The organism is Mycobacterium sp. ENV421, from assembly GCF_002887815.1.
Lineage (GTDB): Bacteria > Actinomycetota > Actinomycetes > Mycobacteriales > Mycobacteriaceae > Mycobacterium.
The window spans coordinates 1-479 of sequence record NZ_PDHO01000149.1 but is presented as its reverse complement, the minus strand read 5'-3'; the positions used below and the strand labels follow the sequence as shown (position 1 = coordinate 479).

The window sequence follows — 479 nt, the reverse complement described above, 5'->3', positions numbered from 1 at the left end:
GGCACTTTCGCTTATCTACACACCCCTACAGGCGACATCCCACGAAAAATCCGGGCTAGTGCGCACCTAGGTCGTGGATCTTGGCGAGGTCGGGTGGTGGGGGTTCGGCGGCGGTGAGGGTCTGGTTGCCGGCGCTGATGGTGACTGTGCGGTAGCGGCGTGCGGTTCGTACGAATTTCTTGATGCTCCAACCGGTTTGGCGCTCGATGTAGTGGCTGACGGCCATCGCGGCGAACACGACGCTGATGTGGGCTTCGATGGAGTCGCGGGTGCGGTGGTAGATCGGGCGGGCCTGTAGGTCGTGTTTGGACATTCGGAACGCCTTCTCGATGCGCCACAGCTGGTGGTAGGCGTCGATGACGAAGGACGCGGGCTGACCGGTCAGGTTGGTGGTGTAGCCCTTCTTATCCGGATCTCGGGATAACAAGGGTTATGCCGATGTTGGGGTTATGCCGACCGGCGGCGGGTCGTGCCTGGTG

At 62.0% G+C, this 479-nt stretch carries 1 pseudogene; it reads right to left on the bottom strand.

The window, feature by feature from the left end:
• Positions 1-55: 55 nt before the first annotated feature.
• Positions 56-403 (bottom strand): annotated as a pseudogene (locus tag CRM90_RS30115) (IS1634 family transposase); the annotation flags it as partial.
• Positions 404-479 lie beyond the last annotated feature (76 nt).